General features: G+C 62.8%; 13 protein-coding genes. 7 read left to right on the top strand and 6 right to left on the bottom strand.

Features of this window, described 5'->3' with window-relative positions; translation table 11 throughout:
* Complete coding sequence (locus BLS52_RS00065) at positions 1–729, top strand: ABC transporter ATP-binding protein (protein ID WP_090584073.1); 729 nt, start codon at positions 1–3, stop codon at positions 727–729.
* Between the two features lie 16 nt (positions 730–745).
* Here BLS52_RS00065 and BLS52_RS00060 read toward each other — a convergent pair whose 3' ends face one another.
* The 3 genes from BLS52_RS00060 to BLS52_RS00050 form a co-directional block, all read right to left on the bottom strand.
* On the bottom strand, positions 746–2,716 hold the full coding sequence (locus BLS52_RS00060) for a DUF6541 family protein (RefSeq protein ID WP_090584072.1): 1,971 nt from the start codon (positions 2,714–2,716) through the stop codon (positions 746–748).
* Positions 2,717–2,835: 119 nt separating this feature from the next.
* Positions 2,836–4,866 carry a DUF6541 family protein gene (locus tag BLS52_RS00055; protein ID WP_090584071.1) on the bottom strand — a complete coding sequence of 677 codons (2,031 nt, stop codon included), beginning with the start codon at positions 4,864–4,866 and terminating at the stop codon, positions 2,836–2,838.
* Positions 4,867–4,879: 13 nt separating this feature from the next.
* Positions 4,880–6,061: a polysaccharide pyruvyl transferase family protein gene (locus BLS52_RS00050; protein ID WP_090584070.1), complete on the bottom strand. Its 1,182-nt coding sequence runs from the start codon at positions 6,059–6,061 to the stop codon at positions 4,880–4,882.
* A gap of 153 nt (positions 6,062–6,214) precedes the next feature.
* Between BLS52_RS00050 and BLS52_RS00045 the strand changes: the two genes are divergently transcribed.
* From BLS52_RS00045 to BLS52_RS00035, 3 genes are read left to right on the top strand one after another with little or no spacing between them, the layout of a single operon-like run.
* Complete coding sequence (locus BLS52_RS00045) at positions 6,215–6,880, top strand: glycosyltransferase family 2 protein (RefSeq protein ID WP_217636710.1); 666 nt, start codon at positions 6,215–6,217, stop codon at positions 6,878–6,880.
* 6 nt (positions 6,881–6,886) lie between these two features.
* Entirely contained in the window at positions 6,887–7,267 is a 381-nt protein-coding gene (locus tag BLS52_RS00040; RefSeq protein WP_090584069.1) for a DUF2304 domain-containing protein, read from the top strand.
* A gap of 42 nt (positions 7,268–7,309) precedes the next feature.
* Positions 7,310–8,428, top strand: coding sequence for a glycosyltransferase (locus tag BLS52_RS00035; RefSeq protein ID WP_090584068.1), 1,119 nt, complete (start codon positions 7,310–7,312; stop codon positions 8,426–8,428).
* On the opposite strand, the gene BLS52_RS00030 is transcribed toward BLS52_RS00035, so the two are convergent.
* Both BLS52_RS00030 and BLS52_RS00025 read right to left on the bottom strand, forming a co-directional pair.
* On the bottom strand, positions 8,410–8,925 hold the full coding sequence (locus tag BLS52_RS00030) for a hypothetical protein (protein ID WP_090584067.1): 516 nt from the start codon (positions 8,923–8,925) through the stop codon (positions 8,410–8,412). The two genes, BLS52_RS00035 and BLS52_RS00030, sit on opposite strands and share 19 nt — an antisense overlap.
* On the bottom strand, positions 8,922–10,265 hold the full coding sequence (locus BLS52_RS00025; RefSeq protein WP_175460045.1) for a glycosyltransferase: 1,344 nt from the start codon (positions 10,263–10,265) through the stop codon (positions 8,922–8,924). The genes BLS52_RS00030 and BLS52_RS00025 overlap by 4 nt, the downstream gene beginning before the upstream one ends.
* An 84-nt stretch (positions 10,266–10,349) precedes the next feature.
* Here BLS52_RS00025 and BLS52_RS00020 point away from each other — a divergent pair, with 84 nt between their 5' ends.
* A complete protein-coding gene (locus BLS52_RS00020; protein WP_175460044.1) occupies positions 10,350–11,348 on the top strand; it encodes a glycosyltransferase family 4 protein in 999 nt (332 codons plus the stop codon).
* Here the strand turns inward: BLS52_RS00020 and BLS52_RS00015 are convergent.
* Positions 11,331–13,112: an ABC transporter ATP-binding protein gene (locus BLS52_RS00015; protein WP_090584064.1), complete on the bottom strand. Its 1,782-nt coding sequence runs from the start codon at positions 13,110–13,112 to the stop codon at positions 11,331–11,333. The genes BLS52_RS00020 and BLS52_RS00015 overlap by 18 nt on opposite strands.
* Positions 13,113–13,177: 65 nt before the next feature.
* Here BLS52_RS00015 and BLS52_RS00010 point away from each other — a divergent pair, with 65 nt between their 5' ends.
* Positions 13,178–14,335, top strand: coding sequence for a glycosyltransferase (locus BLS52_RS00010; protein ID WP_175460043.1), 1,158 nt, complete (start codon positions 13,178–13,180; stop codon positions 14,333–14,335).
* 117 nt (positions 14,336–14,452) lie between these two features.
* A complete protein-coding gene (locus BLS52_RS00005; protein ID WP_139186204.1) occupies positions 14,453–15,442 on the top strand; it encodes a glycosyltransferase family protein in 990 nt (329 codons plus the stop codon).
* Positions 15,443–15,612: the final 170 nt, after the last annotated feature.

Raw genomic sequence — 15,612 nt, 5'->3', positions numbered from 1 at the left:
ATGGCGTTGGCAATCGAGATAGCAGGCATCCAGAAGCGGTTCGCCCTACGGCATACGAGGTCTCTCAAGGAGACTGTGCTGTGGCTCCTGAAGGGGAGGAAGGGTGACCTGTCCAAAACCTTTGCCGCACTGAACGATGTGTCCCTGACAGTGGAGGAGGGGGAAACGGTAGCGCTGCTCGGTTTTAATGGCTCCGGAAAATCCACCCTTCTCAAGCACATCTCCGGCGTCATGCTGCCGGACACCGGTACGGTACGGACTAGGGGACGGGTAGCGGGGCTCATTGAAGTGGGTGCCGGGTTCCATCCCGACCTGAGCGGAAGGGACAACGTCTTCCTCAACGGCGCCATCCTTGGCATGTCGGAAAAGGACATTCACCGGCAGTTCGATTCAATCGTGGATTTCGCTGAAATCGGGGAGTTCATCGATACAGAGGTCCGGTTCTACTCTTCCGGCATGTACCTGCGGTTGGCATTCTCGGTTGCTGTGCACACCGACCCGAATGTCTTCCTGATCGACGAGATTCTCGCGGTGGGGGACGAGCCGTTCCAGCGCAAGTGCATCAGCAAGATCAAGGAACTCGCGGAGGCGGGGAAAACACTGGTAGTAGTCAGCCACGATCTCGAACTGATCGGGCAGATCTGCAGGCGCGGCGTCGTGCTGGAAAAGGGGCGCATCGTCCACGATGCGCCCGTCGCGGAGGCCATCGCACACATCCGGGGACAGTAGTCCCCGGTTCTCGGCGCTAGCCGCAGTTGGTTACTTCATAGAGCTTGGCGTCGCCTTCTTCATCCACCAGCTCATAGTTGGGAGCGCCGTCGGCCTCATCGAAGGCCGGGTAGGAGTGCGCCAGCGGACGATCCAGCAGGTAGTAACTGCCGAAGTCGAGGACATACTCGACTCCCAGCTCCTCAGCTACCGCGCACGCCTCCGACGCGGCGTCGGCCGCGTCCAGCTCACGGGCAATGAGAGACAGATCAGCCGACAGTTTGCCCATGTGGTACTGCGTGACCTCGGTGCCGCTGAACGCATAGGCCAGAGCGCTTCCGTTCCAGGGGTTGACGCCGACTACCGCGTCGTCCGGAACGGTCTCGTCCAGGCGCTCGAGCAGCTCGCGCTCGGCGGGCGAGAGAATGGTGGGGTTGCCCGCGTAGGTGTGGTTCAGATGGGTGGCGACGACCATCTGGTCGATCGGCCCGCGCTGACTGTACAGCGCACCCAGGGCGACGAAAGCCAGCGTCAGCGTTCCTGCCAGTATCGCTGACACTCTTTGGCGGGAACCGTCAGCATTGAGAATGCGCTGCACGAGCCTGCGACCGCTCGTGATGAGGAGGGCCGCACCGAACGCCGCAACAACGATGGTCGGGATCGGCAGGAGGGAGGCCAGTCGCTGCGGGTCCTGGTACCAGGACCCGGTCAAGGCCATCCGGACCAAGCCGCGCGGCTCGTTTGCCGCGACCACGTAGAGCAGAACCGCCACCGCAAACACGCCGAGCAACCAGAGCGGGGCTCGCCCTTTCAGGATGCCGAATATCCCGGCCGCGGTGGCAATGCCGAGAACCACGGCGGCATCGCGTCCGTGGGGTGCGCTGGTGAGCGCCTCACCGATCGCATCCCAACGGCTGTCATTGAAGGGTAGCCAGTTGTCATAGCCGGTAATGAGCAGCGCCTGCCAGACGGCAACGAAGGCAGTGGCTGACACAGCCCCGACGACGCCGGGAACCACCAGTGACCGGGCCGCGCCGGAGCGGTATCCCGTCCGTGCCCAGGTCCACCATCTCCATACCAGGGGTGGCAGGCTGAGGGCCAGCAAGGCCGAGAAGCCGTTCGGCTGGGCTGTAAACAGACCGGCGAGGCCGGCGGCAAGGGCTATGAAGGAACCGATTGGGCTGAGTCCGGAGCGGCCGGGGGACCGCAGGACGGATACGACGACGGCCAGCACAGCCGGAAGTATCGAGTAGGAGAGCAAATTCGGGTACAGGGGACCAAAGTCGAGCAGGCCCAGGGGGAACGCGGGAAATGCTGCCGAGAAGATGCCGGCAAAGAGAATAGCGAACGGCCGTGGGCCGACGATCACCCGGGTAAGCAGGACCGCGCTGAGGGGCCAGACCAGTGAGCAGATGACGATGTTGAGGGCATTGATCGCGACAGGGATCGGCTGGCCGCTCAGCTGTGCAACGATCGACGCGAAGCTGTGCCACGCCGCAGGGTAAATGGCTATGCCGGCGTCGGGGTTGACCATGCGTCCGAGGGTGAGGCTCGATGCCTGGCCTTCCTCAAGGACATATCTCACCGCGTTCAGGTGATAGACGTTGTCGTAGCGTTGCGCAATATTGTCCGGGGCGCCGAGTGCCCGGGAAATGTTATACACGGAAGCCGCCCCGCCGATGGCCAGTCCGGCGAGAGCGGCTGTCATCGAATACCTGTCCAACCGCGGGGAGAAAGTGCGTGCGAACCGTGCATCGATGAGCCTGGTTACCCCGAAGGCGATAGCGCACAGCACGAGGCTCAGGAGCAGAAAGGTCAGAACCGACCACTCCAGACCCAGAAAAGCCGCCACAATGCCTGTCACTCCGGCAAGCGCCACCGAGAACATCGGCACCAGGCCTACCGCGAGGTGTCCGCGTGCGCGCAGCGCTGCTGAAAACAGGAGTCCAGGTATCAAAAGTAAGGCGATCGCCGTAACGATCGCCGGCAGGGCAGCCCACCAGGACATTTAGTACTCCTGCGGAATCTTAGAAAGTGTGGTCGGCGCGAGCATCAGGGACAAAAACCCAGGCTGGCGAACCCATCGACACTATCACGCTGGGTTGACGCGCTGGGGCGACGACTGAATCAGCAGGCGGTGATCCTGTACAGGGTGTGTGGTCCCCGCCTGTGCACAACTTCGAAGCCCTGGGCGGTGTCGGTGCCGTAGAAACCCGGCCAGTCGGCCAGACCGTCGCTGGCGTGTGACATCCCCGGCTGATCCTCGTAGAAGTGGGTCACGCCGAGAGAGCCGAGCGCACGGCACACAGCCGGGTCGGAATGAATCCCGTTGAATGAGGTGCGCAGGTACTCCTTCGCTTCATTGCCCGAGGTGGCTGAGCCAAGCTGGGTGTACACCACCCGTCGCTGTCCGAGCGTGTAGAAGTAGGTTTCGCCATTGAACGGATCCCCAATAACGACGGCGTCGTCAGGTAACAGTCGGGACGCCTCGTCGATGAAATCCTGCTCCCCTGCGGCGAGGACACCCATACCGCTTGCGCCAACGCTATAGTTCCTCGCAGTCACAGCTATCCGCTCGGCAGCGCGGAAATTGTCGGATGCCACGTAGATTGCGGCGACCAGCAGGAGGGCGATAGCTGAGGCGGCGTAGCCGGAACCGAGCCGATGTGCACGGGCGCCTCTGCCTTCCATTGCGCGCTGTACTACCCCGGCCGCGCCCCGAGCGAGCTGGTCCACGGTCCAGGCGGCCAGAAGGGCGCCCGTCATGGCAATCATCGGAGCGATACGCTGTGTGTCCTTGTACCAGAAGCCCGTCAGCCACCGGGCAGGATTCTCGGGCCCCGCGGCAAGAATGTGGAGGAGCACGAAGGATATCCATCCGACGGCCAGTGCGCGGTGGCCCCGAAGGATCAGGCAGGCAAGCGCGCCCACCGCTGCCAGGAGTCCGACGTAGAGGTTGAACCCGTCGATGTCCGGCGGCTGCAGCACGGGGAAGGTCGCCAGATCGAAGACCGCGAAGGGCACCGCTTCCGGAAGCTCTGCTCGGACGGATCGGTTGTAGCTCATCACAGACTCCAGCAGGCGGGACTGCCCCAGGACGGCTGCCGCTGTGATGAAGAGCCCGACGCCGGCAGTCACCGCGATGACGGCACTCTTCCGGTGGTGCCGGAAGGCCCTGCCGAGCCATGGGACACCATAGGCGACCACAAAAGGACCTGCAGCCACCGCGACGGCCATCACCGCGCCCGGATGGGCAGCCGCGGCGCCCCCCAGGGTGAGGACGGCTACCAGCACAGTCGGAAGCACTCTTCGGTGCCAGAATCCCTGTCCGGCAAGACGTTCCCGGGGGGATGTGCGCAGCAGCCGCAGGGTAAGGATGAGTATGGCGAGAGCGGCAGGCACGAGGGCGGTGCCGAGACCGTTGGGCCACTGTCCGCTACGCATGAGCTGGGCGAACGGAAAGCTGATGTACGGGGCACCAAGGACTGGGGCAAGAAGCCAGATGCCGCGGCGTTCAGGGAAAATCACCGACGCCAGGTAGGCAAGCCCGGCGGGCCAGAGGAGCCCCCCGATGACGAGGGTGGAAATATTGGATGCTGCAACAACGTCATCCGGAATCAGCGACACCACCAGGTGCCACCCGACGGGGTAGTAGCTACCGCCTGCAGCGAAAATGGGGGACACGCTCCAGGGGGTGGCCTGTCCGGACTCGCGTATCCACTGGACAGCGTTCATGTGGAAGATCGGGTCCCAGCCCTGGGACGCGGTGTCCAGGCTTCCCATGCCCCTATGGAGTGCGACCACCGTCAACAATGATGAAGCGGCGACGGCGGCGCCAAGAGCCGAAACGAACAGCCACCCGTAGTCGGGTACCACTTTCCGATCGAACCGGAACCGCCGTCCAACCAGCCAGAAGATACCGAAAGCGACCGCCATGGCGAGTGCCGCCGTCGTGAGGTTCCACGGAATGTCCAGAGCTGCGAGCACGACGCCGGCGACACTCAGGGGAACCAGCCCCACGGCGGGCGCAAGAACGAGGGCAGCCGGCAGTGGGGTGCCGATGGGTAGCAGTACCAGTAAGCCGGGTAGAACGAGAATAGCGGCGGCGATAAGACCCACAGGCGCGAGTGCTGCCAGGTGAGTGATCTCCTGCAGCATCAGAAGGCGTGGCTCATCGACGAAGCCGGCTACCCAATGACCTGCCGGCGGACCGTCCGAAGCGGCTCAGCGGACCACTGAGCACCGGCGCGGGGCTGCGCTGGCTGTAAAGCTCCCGTGCTTCGGATTCCTTGAGCGCGCTGAGCTCCTCGAGCCGCTGCGAAAGTGATTCGGCGCCGTCCGGGCTGACCGAATGACCGCCGCCCAGGCTCCACCGGCTGCCCAGGTCAATGAGGGACTGGTGTTTCACGTCGTAATAGCCGGGCCTGACGGGTAACGCGACGCCGTCTGCTCCTGCGGCTGCCGCCAGAAGATGGAAATGGAACCGTGTAGTGATCCAGGTCTGCCGTCCGGACAGCGGGAGCCCTTGCTGCCAGATTTCAGCGAAGGACAGGAAGTTTTCAGCGGGGATGATGTCAGCCAGGCGATCGAACGCCACGCGGTCGGCCCCCGGAACCGCCTCAACATAATGGATGGAACGTCCGGCAGCGGCCATGGGCTCCAGGATGGCACGCGCGGTGGCGATGGCGCTGTCCGCCAGGTCTGGATCTGCCGTGTCGCTCTGGATGCAGACAAAGACGCCGTCGCGCTGGTTTCTGCCGAGTTCGCCGTTGACTCCCAGAAAGGCGTCGTCAGGAGCCTGCGGGAGGCCGTACGCGTCCGAGCTCGCCGCGTCCCTGGCGCTCGCATGCGCGAAGTCGCTGAACAGCGTGCGATTGGCGGGTTCGTCAAAGAGAACCGGCATGAGTCCGAGGCCGGTCCCGAAGAGCGGAGCACCGGTCAGATCGTGTACGGCGCGCATTCCGTGGATCAGGGCCGCGTGATGGGCCCACATACCGTTGATGTAACCGCCGCCGATCAGATGGAGAGAGGCGGCCTCACGCAGCATCAGCAGGCCCAGGTCGAAGGAAGGGGAGCCAAGGTTGGTTACCAGCGACCTCATGCGTTCCGCGAGCTCCGGCGCGGCCAGTTCCTGGTTCTCGGCCGCGCACCGCCACAGCGTATTGGTGATGCGCAACCGCGGATGAAGACCGGCAAAGAGGATCTGCGCCGAACCGGGGTGCGGGCAATCGAGCCAGACATCGTCGTCGGGCCTTTCAGCTGCAAGGAACCGGAGCCAGGATGCTGTGATGAATTCGTCGCCGAAATTCGGGTGTCCCGACGGGCCGACGAGGTAGAGGGGCTTGCGATTCATAGAAAGACCTTAGCGCAGCGAGGGTGTGCCGCCTGATGGGCCGGAGTGGTGTCGCTGCGGCAGCCGCTGTCACCTGTAACCGGGGGACCCTTGCACGCATGCGGCCATGGGGGCCTCCCCGGAACGGGGTTCCCGCTATGGGATACTTGCTTGGTGAGTCGCACCTGGATCGTCATTCCCCTCTACAACGAAGCCCCCGTAATTGGTGAAGTTGTCCGGGGACTGCTTCCATATTTTCCCAATGTGGTTTGTGTGGATGACGGCAGCTCAGACACTTCAGCAGAGGCTGCCCGCGAGGCCGGGGCCGTGGTTGTTCAGCACCCCGTCAATCTGGGCCAGGGCGCCGCCCTGCAGACCGGGTTCGAGTACGCACTGTCGGATCCGCAGATGACCAGCGTGGTGACTTTCGACGCGGACGGCCAGCACCGGGTTGAAGATGCGCTGGCGATGGTTGCGCGGCTCAACTCAGGCGAGGCGGAGGTTGTCCTCGGTTCAAGGTTCCTCGATAACCGCACCAACATTGGATGGTTGAAGCGCCTGGTCCTGCGGACAGCGGCATTTCAGACCCGCCTCACAACGGGGATGCCCCTGACCGATGCGCACAACGGGCTTCGGGCATTCTCACGGAGCGTCACGTCGAATATCCATCTGACGCAGAACCGGATGGCGCATGCATCCGAGCTGGTGCAGTTACTGGCCGTACTGCAACCGCGCTGGACCGAACACCCGGTGCAGATCGTCTACACGGAGTATTCGAAGTCCAAGGGCCAGTCCCTCCTCAATTCGGTCAACATCATCGCTGATCTACTGTTTAGGTGATCTAACGTGCTATTCGTTGTTCAAATACTGCTTGTACTTGCGGTCGCCATTGTCTCGCTGGTACTCATCCGCGGCGGTTCCAATGCGAAGCATATGGCTGTCCGCAGAATCATGGTTCTGCTTTTTGCATTGAGCGCTGCCCTGTCGATCTTCTTCCCGTCGCTGCTCACGTCCGCGGCCCATTTGCTGGGCATTGGCCGCGGCACGGACCTTGTTCTGTATGCCTTTATCGTCAGTTTCCTCGTGTACATGTCCACAACGCACCAGCGCTTCCGGCATACGGAAGCGTCAATAACCAAGCTCGCACGTCGGGTGGCGCTCGATGAGGCGGTACGTCCCTGGGAGAGCGAGCAGCCGTCGACCAACCGCACGCACCCCAATGCATAGCGTCCGTAGGAGGGGCGCCGCGGTCTCGACGCGGAGTCACCCATGAAGGTAGCAGTGACCAAGGGAACGCTCCGCGTTCCTCCCACCTATTTCGCGCTGACACATGCAGAGCAGATGGGCAGTCTGCACGAGTTTGAGGTGTTCTGCCTGGTCGCGGACATCCGTGCGTCCACGTCCCTTCCGATCCATGACTACGTACCTCTGCGTCAGCTCGGGTTCCGCAGACGGGAACTCGCGATGCCCGGGTTCATCCCGCGCATGGTCGGGGGAATCAGAAAGTTCGGCCCGGATGTTATCCATCAGCATTTCGGGACCTGGGCGAGCGCTGCCACGTACTCTGCGCGCCGGCTGGGGGTGCCCCTGGTGACCACCCTTCACGGTGCCGATGTTTTTGCGTTTGGTCGAGAACCGTTGACCGCGATGGCCAAATGGCATCACCACAATATCCGGGCGGTGAACGAACAAAGCAGCCGGTTGCTCGCCGTGAGCAATTTCCTGGCCAACGAAGCTGTGGGGGCGGGCCTGGACGCGCAGAAACTCGAAGTGCACTATCAGGGAATCGACACCGACTACTTCACGCCGGCGGACGCGGTTGAGAGCACCACGCCCGAGAAGGAGCCCATCCTGTTGTTCGTGGGCGGGCTGAGCGAACGCAAAGGCATCCGCGACCTGGTTCAGGCTTCTCTGGCGGTGCAGCCTGACAGCCCGCACCAGCTCGTCATCGCAGGAGAAGGCGAGTTGCGGGACGAGATCCGGGAATCCGTCGGTTCCAGTCCCCACGTCAGGCTGGTGGGGTCGCAGGATCGTTCAGCCATTCGGGCACTCATGCGGGATGCGTATGCGCTGGTCGTCCCCAGCCGTACCAACAACGGGTGGCGGGAAGCGGCGGGTCTTGTGGCACTGGAAGCTGCTGCCTGCGGCACGCCGGTTATCGCGAATGATTGTGGAGGACTGGGCGAGATGATGATCGACGGTGTTACCGGCATGCTGGTTCCGGAGGGCAGCCGCCCGGCACTGACAGAAACAATACGGGAGGTGCTCGGGCTCTCGCCGGCCGACTACCGCGCCATGAGCGCCGCTGCGCGCTCCTTCGCTGTCGGGGAGCGAAGCCTAAGCAAGAGCTGCGCCGAGTTGGCAAGCCATTACGACGACGTTGTCTGAGCAAATCGGGTAGCGAATACTTTCAACGTGGAAGCGAGACCGTAATACGCCGCGACTGACGGATTGTTCTGCCTGGTTTTCCAGGCAGTGCGCACAGCGGCGAGATCCACCGCCACGAGAACATCCGCAGAACGCAGGACGGATACCGCGTCTTCCCGTTTTTGTACTGCTCTCCAAAACACCCGTGACTGGTCAAGGGGGCCGAGAGAGTTGAGCAGCCGACCCGCCGGATACTTCTGAAGCACACCCTGCAGCCGAACAGCGCCGATCCGCGAGAGCACGCGATCCATGGCTTCCGTGCCGGCGGCGGTACCGACCACCACCCCCTGTGGAAATTTCTCGGAGGGAGACCAGCTCACAACCTGCAGTCGCACATCCCTCCCGGATGCCTTCGCAAGTTCCTCCTGCAGGGAATCCCCGCCGAGCGCGGACCGGAAGAGCTGATCCGGGTCGGTGGGTGATCCGATGATGGCCACAACCTGAAGCGACGAATTCACGAAGCACCTCCCTTTCCGATAAGCGAGCGCAGGTGCTTGATGCGTGGAAGCAGCTGCTTCTCGCGCGAAAGGTGGTCCGCCCAGTTCTGGTTCTCCGCGTAATCATCGGCTGTCATCGCGGCTGCACGGTCCGCGGTACGCAGGAACACCTCGCAGGCATTCTCCGCGGTCACTTCAGTGAGCGGATACCAGTCCCTCCGCCCCTTGAGAACCTCCGTAGCGGCAGTTTCCGGATGATGGAGGGAGGCGATGGGCAGTCCGGTCGCTGCATATTCGAAGACTTTACCGCTGGTCACGTACTTGCTTCGGCCGAGGATCAGCAGGAGCGCGTCGAAGGTCCTATATACCGCAGCAACGTCCGTCTTGCTGACAGGCCCTTCATAAGAGACGCCGACGTCCCGATATTCATCCAGGATGGCAAGCACTTTCGGATCAGGCTCAGAGTAATGGCCTAGGCGCCCCCTGATGACAAGGCGTGAGGAACCGACCAGCTCTGACTGCTTCCGAGCGAGCCGCCAGCCGTCCAGTGACTCCCGCAGGGGCATAGGCCCGTAGATGGTGCCGAGGTAGCCGAAGACCAGCCCGCCGGTCTTGCCGTCCCTGGATGCCGGCCGCATCCCACGAAACTTTTCCGCGAATTCCTCCTCGAAGGCGTTCGCGACTACCTCATAGGTCCCCGACTTCGGCGGGTAAACACGTTTGTGCCAATCCCGAATCGGCGCGTTCACAAACCAGGCTTCAGCGGCGTGGGCGAGCAGGCGCCGCTCCATGCGCGAGGAACGCGAGTTTGGTGAGCCGATTCGCTTGTCCTGGTAGACATCGAGGTGCCAGGTGTCCCGGTAGTCCATGACGTAGGGAACACGTGCCTTCCTGTGAAGATGCCAGCCGGGCACGAAATCGACATTCGGGTTGGCCGTTCCGATCACGAGGTCTACAGGCTTGTCACGGTGAATCTTGTCCGTGGCCGAGATGAGGGCGCGTCGCCAGCCTCCGTAAACCGGCTCGGGGAAATCTATCCGGTCCTTCTGTGCCCGCAGGTATGTCCACAACAGGTTGGAAGCCACACGTCCGCGTGACCACTTGGAGAGGTCCGGTTCTCCGCGGATCCAGCTGAAGGGCACCCGCACCACATTCACCCGGGGATCGATGCTCTTTTCGAGTTCGGTGTCCGTTCCCGTCTGATACTCGAAGACCTCGCGGCTGGCTGTGAGCACCGTGACGTCCCATCCCTGACGGACGAAGGCATTGGCCGTGGCCAACGCCCGGTAGACGCCCGCGCCGCGGGACGGCGGGTACCCCCACGCCACGTATAACAGGTGGGGCGGTTTCTCGGCGAACATCCAGTAATCTCCCTCAGGCTTGGCCGTTAGCCACTTTACATCGGCGGAGATAACAGCCTGAAAAAGCTCTGCTAGGTTCGAAGTATGTTTGCTGGCACGCATGAGCCCAGAGCACTTCACCTCTATGACTGCGCGGACGTCGGAGCAACGCTTGTCCAATATGGCAGGGCAGCTGGGCGGCCGTGGCGAATTCTTCCGGCACGGGATACACATGGCGACGGCTCCGACCTGATGGGCGGGGCCAGAAGAGCTCTAGGGATAGCGGATTGGACCGCGCGGCGCTGGCTCCGGAGCGTCGAGTCGGACTTGCTGCACGTCCACTTCGGGACAAGGCTCGACGTCGTTGCCAGGCGTCCCCGCAAACCCTTCGTCGTCCACTACCACGGCACCGATATCCGGACCTTCTATTACGACCCCTCCCAGCGCGACAAGATCCAGTGGGGTGCGGACAACGCGGCCGCGGTGGTGTATTCGACGCCCGATCTGAAGCCCCACGCGGAAGCGGCGCGGAGTGACGCGGTGTACCTGCCCAATCCGGTGAACCTGGCTGAGCTTCCGTCATGGGACCCGTCAACTGTGCCCGTCGTCGTGTTCGCCTCCCGATGGGAGGGTTCGAAGGGCGGCGAACAGCAGCTGGAATTGCTTGAGGAGATCCGACGCGCCGTAGGACCGCAGGTACGCCTGCAGGGTCTTGACTGGGGTGACGGCGCCGCAGCGGCTCGGGAACGGGGTGCGGAGCTGGTCCCGCGGATGCCCAAGCCGGACTATCTACGCTGGCTTGCCAGTGCACACTGCGTAGTGGGACAGATGTCCGGCAGCCTCGGGATGAGTGAACTGCAGGCGCTGGGAATAGGAGTTCCCCTCCTCGCTAACCTAAAAGAGGGTTATTACCCGGGGCCGCTTCCGGTGGTCACCGGCGAGGGCAAGGAGAGTCTCGCCGCCGGCGTGCTGAGGATCCTGGACGACCCTTTGGCTGCAGCCGGGCGACTGCAGCCACGAGAGTGGGTCGAAACCCATCATCACCCCGACGTCATCGTGGAGCGCCTGGCGGGGATCTACAGCGGACTAGCTCAGGCCGGCTAGCGCCGCCTGCTGCGCAAAATCGGGCACCCTCGCGACCACCTCGTTGAACGATCCCTGGGCTTCCACACGACCGTCCTTCATGAAGAAGACAATATCGGCGTTCCTGATCGTGGAAAGTCGGTGCGCCACGGTGATGACGGTAACCTCGCCGTGGAGTTCGCGGATGGCTGTCGTGACCGCAGCTTCCGTGGCGGTATCCAAAGCGCTCGTCGCTTCATCCATCACAAGGACGTTCGGGTTGTTGTACAGGGCGCGCGCTATCCCGAGGCGCTGCCGCTGGCCTCCGGACAGTGAGAGTCCACGTTCCGCGACCATGGCGTCGATCCCGTCGGGACGGCTCCTGATGGTTTCCAGCAGTTGCGCGCGGCGCAGAGCAGTTTCCACCTTTGTCCGGTCAACGTTCGAGGGATTCCAGGTGAGCGCTACGTTCTGCCCGACCGTTGCGTCAAACAGGGAGACTTCCTGCGGGACGTAACCGATGCGCTTGCGCCAGTCGTCCAGAACGAACTCCATCCGTGTGCCGCCCACTTCAAGATGACCGCTACTGGGCTCCAGCAGCCCGAGCAGTATGTCCACAAGTGTGGACTTACCGGCCCCCGAGGATCCCACGAAGGCGACATGTGAGCCTGCGGGGATGGTGATGCTTATCCGGTCCAGAGCTGGGGACTCAGCATTGGGGTAGGTGAAACTGACATCTTCCAACCGGATGTCGATCTTCCCTGATCCGAGCTTCTGCTGGGGTCGATCCCGCTTTCGAGCGGCGAGTAGCTCATCTCCGGTGCGAATGTCCCTCATGACATTGTTCGCAAAAGACGCGCTGGAGTTCGCCTGGGACTGGACGGCCTGAAGGCGGGTCAGAGAGGGGACCAGCCTGAAGCCGGCCACTGCAAAGAGGCCTACCGCGCTCACTGCGCCTTCCGGACCGCCGATCGCGAGGCCGACCCCACCGACCAGCGCGAAACCAACGATTAGCGCTGTTTCCAGGACGTAACGGGGAACCTGACTAAGGAAGATCGATTGCGCGCGCGCTTTCGAACTCTTGGTCCGCGTCTGGTTCACCCTCTCCTGCACATCAGGTGCCCGGCCGGCCAGCGTCAGCTCCTTCAGCGTATTCATGGCTTCAGTGAGCATCATCACCGTCTTGCCTGACCACTGCCTGTTGTCCCGGCCGGCCTGTACCGCACGCGGGGAGATGACCCGGGCGAGCAGAAGGGCGACGAGCCCAAGATAGACGAGTGTCACAACAGCGATGACCGGCTCAGCCACGAAGAGCACGACGATCACCGCTATAAGTGTTCCGAACTCACCGAAGAGCGTCATTGCGGGGATGAGAACACCGGAAACGGTGATACCTACCCCGACGTCCACCATGCGCACCAGCTCGCTTGAATTCTTCTTGAGCCGCTCGGACCAGGGAGAGGCAAGATAGGACGCGAACAGTCGGTCTCCGATGGACACTTCATGCTGCGCGAAGCGGGCTGTTGCCATCCGAAGAAGCAGTACCGCCAGAACCCCTTTGAGGACAATCAGGGCGCACACTGCGATGAGGATGGGAAGGACCAGGTCGGAGACGTCTCCCAGCACAGGAAGCACTACGGCTCTGCCGCTGACCAGCGACGGAAGAATCAGGGCGATGGTGCCCAACGCGGCCATGTCGAGCACAGCCAGGCAGGCGCTCGCAATGCCGTAGCCCAGCAGGAAGCGTCTACTGCCTGCTGGGAGGGTTGCCAGGAGTGGCCGGAGAATTGTGAATAGGTTTTTCATTCGAGTCTCAGAATACTCGACCCGCCATGCAGGACGGTGTCCGGACGGAAGCTAGGCTGAATGCCATGAAACCCCGTTTGTTGATTCTGTGCTTCTCGCCGTTGCGACGTGACCCCCGTGTGCTCCGGCAGATCGCACTCCTGGGGGACTCCTACGATGTCTCCACCTGTGGATTCGGTCTGGCACCAGACGGAGTGAGCGAACACTTCGAGATTCCCGACAGCTCAACCGGCTGGTGGCCGGCAGATGTGCGTTTTGCCGGAGCTCTCCTGGTGGGGCGGCAGTTTGAGCGGTTCTACCGGAACGAACCTAGGGTGCGCAAGGCACTGAGCCTGATTCAACGGGGCGCTTTCGATGTCATCATCGCCAACGACCTGAACACGGTTCCGCTCGCAGCGCTGCTTGCGCCAACCAAAGGCTTTCACGCAGACCTGCACGAGTGGGAGCCGCGAATTCCTGGTTCGGGTTTCAAATGGCGGGCGATGGGGCTGCCCTACGCGCACTGGCAGCTGCGTCAGGTAAGACGTGCTCACTCCGTTACGACCGTCAATGAGGGCCTCGCGGAGAGTTACGCCACTGAGTACGGCATCACTGCGGACGTCGTGACGAACGCGGCGGAGTTCGCGGACTGCAACCCGGTAGACACGCATTCGCCGCTGCGTCTTGTTCACAGCGGCGGTTCGAATCCTGGGCGTCGCATCGACATCATGATCGATGCAATGCGCGGTGTCGAGGGGGCCACCCTTGACTTGATGCTGATGTCAACCGGCGCAGGCACCATTGAGTCGCTGAAAGCGTATGCGAAGGACATTCCGAATGTGCGGTTCCGGGAGCCGGTGCCATTCGCAGACATGATTCCGACGCTGCAACAGTACGACGTCGGCATTTCCATGCTCCCGCCCACGAGCTTCAACAACACCATGGCTCTACCCAACAAGCTCTTTGAGTATGTCCAGGCGCGGCTCGCGGTAGTGGTCGGCCCCTCTCCCGAAATGGCGCGGATAGTTCAGAAGCACGCTCTCGGCGTTGTCTCAGGCGACTTCACTCCCGATTCACTCCGGGAAGCGATCCGGTCCCTTACGACGGCCAACGTCGACCGGTTCAAGGCCAACAGTCATGCCGCAGCACGGGAACTGTCCTCCGAAAAGGCCGTTCGACCCTGGAGTGAAGCGATAGATGCGATAGCCGGTGGGGGCCGGGTACTGACCGACAAGCAGGACTGAACCCCCGGCAGCGCTCGCACCGTCAGCCAGCTCGTTCAAGCGTTCGATCCGCCGTCCTACATGGACACACTGGATTGATATCTCCCGCCCGCTTTCTGCGGCGGCTACATTCGTTCCATGAGGGGCAATGTGACCGATCCCAAAGTGGTTCATTTTTTCGACTGCGCCGACGTCGGCAAAACTCTGGTGAAGTACGGGCGGGAAGCCGGATACCGGTGGCGGCACCGGCCCTGGCTTCCCGAAAGCATGCGTCCACTGGATCAGAAGTCGGCGTTGCCGGCAGTAACCAGGGTGCAGTGGGGCGTCCGTAGGACGGTGGAGGCTGTGCGCGGGGATGTCATGCACATTCACTTCGGAACCCGCGCCGGAGCCGCCAACAGCCGACCGTTCGTCCCGTTCGTGATGCACTGGCACGGCACGGACATCAGGAAGTATTACTACGAAGGCGCAAGCAAACCAGCGGTCCTATGGGGTGCCGAACGGGCTGCGCACGTTGTCTACGCCACGCCGGATCTGCGTGATCATGCGGTGGCGGTCCGGCCCGATGCCTCCTACCTGCCGATACCCGTCAACTTCTCCGAACTGCCGCCCTGGAAACCGACGGAGCGTCCCACAGTCGTGTTTTCATCCCGGTGGGACGAATCGAAGGGAGGAAAGGAGCAGCTTGCGCTCCTGCGCGCGTTGAAGGCGCGGCTGGGCGAGGACGTCGTGTTCGAGGGTCTCGACTGGGGCGATCAGGCTCCCGCTGCCGGTGCGCTGGGGGTCCGGCTGGTACCGAAGATGCCCAAGGACCGGTTCCTCCAATGGATGGCGGGAGCGCACTGCGTGGTGGGCCAGAGCTCGGGCATCCTGGCCACGAGCGAGCTTGAGGCTGTAGCCATGGGGGCACCGACCGTCATCAGCGTGAAGGCTGGCTATTACCCAGGAAGTCCCTTCCTCGTCGGGGAAGGCCATGAGGCTGTGGCAGAACGGGTCCATGAGGTCCTCCAGGACCCGGTCTCCGCCGTCGCCTCATCAGAGGGTGCGTCCTGGGTGCGGCTGCACCACGGACCGGAAAAACTCATACCGCAGCTGGCCGGCATATACAGGGCAGCGGCCGGACGCTGACCGCTGCCCTGTATACGGCGTCACTGAAAGGGTGTTCCGGCGAGAGTGAAGGTGCTCCAGCCGTTGCCGACGGTTGATGCGGTGCCGAAGCCGTTGGTGGTGAAGGGGTAGTAGGTGAGGGTTCCGTTGGTGTTGCGTCCGATGATGCCGCGGCTGGTGGTGCCGTTGAA

This window comes from Arthrobacter subterraneus (assembly GCF_900099735.1).
Taxonomy (GTDB): Bacteria; Actinomycetota; Actinomycetes; order Actinomycetales; family Micrococcaceae; genus Arthrobacter_D; species Arthrobacter_D subterraneus.
The sequence above is the reverse complement of the archived record's forward strand: the minus strand, read 5'-3'. Positions and strand labels throughout refer to the sequence as shown.